This window comes from Pseudotamlana agarivorans (assembly GCF_001642835.1).
In the GTDB taxonomy this organism is placed as follows: domain Bacteria; phylum Bacteroidota; class Bacteroidia; order Flavobacteriales; family Flavobacteriaceae; genus Pseudotamlana; species Pseudotamlana agarivorans.
In genome coordinates this window covers 1-3,225 of sequence record NZ_LXEI01000036.1, presented here as the reverse complement: position 1 = coordinate 3,225, position 3,225 = coordinate 1, and the positions used below count along the sequence as shown (strand labels likewise).

Genomic DNA, 3,225 nt, shown 5'->3' with positions numbered 1-3,225 from the left:
TAATGGTTCGGTTGGGTTTGAAACTAACGAATCCATAAATGTTTGTGTTTTTTGGATAAACACGATTGTCTATTCTTGCTGCTTGGGTTAAACGCATCCGTAATCTAAAATTATTACGTACGGTTTGCGTACCATCAACCTTGGCATAAATAAAAGCATCTGTAGTTTTTAAAATTTGGTTGTCATTGACTACTGGGTTTGAAGCGAAGAACAACTGATGCTCCAAAGCCAACTCCTTTGCCATCGTTTCATAATCTACTATTATTTTTTCAGGTATAGTATCTGCACTTTTTTCTTCCTTTTGCTCCTGATTTTCCAATGACCTATAATCTCTTTCCGAATAGCTTATCCTTCCTTCGTTGTAGATACTATCTACCATCCGCATTTTTTCCTTGCTTAACAATTCGCTATCATAAACTCCTGTTGAGTCTAACAAATGCTCATCATAAATACTGGGCGCATTTGTTTCTCGAACTTCTCTTAAATCATCAATGGCTTCTAGTTTCGTCTCATATTCCTTTTGATCATCTGGCAAGTCTGGAATAGCAATGTCTTTGTTTTCTATAATGGCTTCATTATCGTCTCCCATAATGGTCATACTGTATCCAGCGATAAATAAAATGATACTGACTAATACGGTTATAAAAACGATTTTCTTTTTATCAATTTTCATTATTGATGCGTTTTAAGGTGTTTTCAAAATAATTGGTAATCAAAAGGCCGTGAGGGTTATTTGGGAAGTGCCTATCCACTTGAATTAATTTACCTGTAGTCGTCATTTCATAAGTATCAATTATTGACCCGCGATTGATTTCAAATACAGTTTTGGTTTCAAAGGCATAGGGCTCTGCTTGAATATCAACCTTAGAATGGATGCTAATCACCTTTTGTAATAAAGAGTATTGCAACAAGCGATTATAGACACCATCTGCCTTCTTTTGTCTGTACAATCCATCTACCGTACTATTGCCCAACCACAAGGCTTTCTCTAAATTTTTCTCATAGTTGCTAGCGTCAATATTATAAAAGTAGCGATGAAAGTTTTCTAAATGCGCCAATACTTCAACTTCAAGATTCTCTTGATGAGACACGAATTTTAATGGAATGACCTGCCCCTCTGAGTTAACTACAAAGGCATTATTAACGGTTTCTTTATGCAGTAAAATCACAAGCACTACAGAAACCACACAGGTTATTACAGCTCCTATAACCACTGCCAGCACAATAAAACGGTTGAGCTTGAGTACGCTAAAAATGTTTCTATATGGTGTTTTCATTTTCTTAAATATTTTATAACTGATTACCCCCTAGCCTCCTATAAACAATTTGAACACAAAAGTGCTGGCCTTTCGATAGAGTTTGAATTTTAAAAGCACAATAAATCCAACTGAGGCAAATTGTAGGAGCGGCGCAAAAAAATCACTGCCCCAATCGGTTCCGAACAAGTCTGCCCAAAAGTTCGTATTGATTTCCGTGTAAAGCTGATTCACAAATACATTTACCAGAAAAAAAGCTGGCACCAGCATGTACACGCCTGCATAGAGTTTGAAGAAATTATAAGCTAAGGTTCTAAACTTTTCAAATACCGCTAAACTAATGACCAAAGGAAAAAAGGCTTGCATGATGCCTAACAAGAAATAACGCTCTGCTAAAAACAGTGGATAAATGAACAAGTCCAGTAACCATAAAAATATCCCCATGATAAAGGCTATCGCTTTTAAACCGTATAATGGTGTTACTAAAGCTTCATACAATAAGGCAAATGCTTTTTGGGCTGCTTTCAAAGGCCCTACATCTTGCTCTAAATCTAATTCCTGCATTTGTAAAGGCAACAAGGCTGGTGCTGTATCTCGATATTGTGTTTCAATAGCAACCAAAAGGGCATCGAACACATTTAATACTTGTGTTGAAAAAATAACTAAGATTACTACGGCAAAATTCTTAGCTAATTCTGAAGGTGTTAACCCCCATGTAAAACCTGCGTTGGTGGCTATGCCTTCGTTGTATTTTTTTAGAATATTTATCAGAAAGAAAAGAATGGCTAGAGTTTTCATCCCTGTGATGGTATACTGCGAAAAATCACTGTTTTTGATCGTAGTAAATACAGCATCCACATATTCTAAGCCTATGCCTAAAAAAATAGCAGCCATTAATAATTTGTCTGTCTGTTATTGATGATGTCTTGCATTTCTCTAAAAGCGATGATCTCGCGATAGCGTCTGGTCTTTGCTTCTATTTCTGCGACCATATCTTTTGACTCTCTTTCTTTTTCTTTGAGTACTTCAGCGCGTTCAGCATCTGTCATTTTAAGGGTACCACTAGAGAGAATTTTATCTATGTATTCTAAGCTATCCATAGAATTTTCTATAATAGCATTAAATGAGTCAGAAATACGATTAACTTCATCCGCTTTGATATAGGGTGAGTTTAATATCTCTCTTAAATCGTCTTGTACCAGATCAAAAAGTCGTTTATTATTCTGAGTGAGTTCTTTAACAGCTTTGAGCTGTGTAATGGCATTGTTCACTTTTTCTATATTCTCCTTTTGAGTCTTTAGAAACTGAACCGTTTTTAAGAGCTGTGAGGTCTGCTTGGCTGATTCAATTAAGGACTTCGCAAAACTGATAAAATTAGTGTTGTCGTAAACAGGGAAACCCTGAGCGCTCAGAGAGGCTGACATAAACACACTTATTAATAAGGTGAGCAGTAAAATTCTAATGTTTGATTTCATAACTTTAATTTTTAAGAGTTAATAAATATTTTAATGGCTTCTTCCATACTGTTGGTTTGTTCATATAAGGCCATTATGGCCTCGCTTTCTTTTCCATCTGTTAAGTATGCTGCATAAACTTCTTTAGGAACTTCCAACCTGAAAATGTTACTTTCTTTACCTATTTTGATAAACATTTCGGTGTACTTCCTTGCTCCTGATAAATTATTACGAATGGATCTTAATTGATTCATATCATGACTTGACAGGTTCAATCGGTTTTTTAATTCGTCATAACCTTTTTCGTTATTGAGGCTGTAAATGACTTGGGTATTTTCTAAAATACTAGCGGATGTAGAATTGTTGGGGAGTTGATTGATGGATTGCAAAATAACGCCTATGGCACCGTTTTGTTTTCTAATGGCTTGATAGTAGAATTCGACACTTTCTAGTACATTTTCAAATTTGAGCTGTTTGGCGAATTCATCGAATAGTATGATGCCTTTTTCGGCCTT

General features: G+C 35.7%; 5 protein-coding genes. All 5 read right to left on the bottom strand.

Translation table 11 applies throughout. From position 1 onward, the window contains the following. Positions 1 to 673, bottom strand: a 673-nt coding sequence (gene traM / locus A6I66_RS16225) for a conjugative transposon protein TraM (protein ID WP_067151904.1), incomplete at its 3' end; no start/stop codon positions are given. Beyond that, on the bottom strand, positions 663 to 1,277 hold the full coding sequence (locus A6I66_RS16220; RefSeq protein WP_067151901.1) for a conjugal transfer protein TraK: 615 nt from the start codon (positions 1,275 to 1,277) through the stop codon (positions 663 to 665). The genes A6I66_RS16220 and traM, both read right to left, overlap by 11 nt. 30 nt (positions 1,278 to 1,307) lie before the next feature. Further along, positions 1,308 to 2,150: a hypothetical protein gene (locus A6I66_RS16215; protein ID WP_067151898.1), complete on the bottom strand. Its 843-nt coding sequence runs from the start codon at positions 2,148 to 2,150 to the stop codon at positions 1,308 to 1,310. Next, complete coding sequence (locus A6I66_RS16210) at positions 2,150 to 2,731, bottom strand: conjugal transfer protein (RefSeq protein ID WP_067151895.1); 582 nt, start codon at positions 2,729 to 2,731, stop codon at positions 2,150 to 2,152. The genes A6I66_RS16215 and A6I66_RS16210 overlap by 1 nt, the downstream gene beginning before the upstream one ends. Positions 2,732 to 2,742: 11 nt before the next feature. After that, on the bottom strand, positions 2,743 to 3,225 hold a 483-nt coding region (locus A6I66_RS16205; RefSeq protein ID WP_449421096.1), incomplete at its 5' end, for a TraG/VirB4 family ATPase.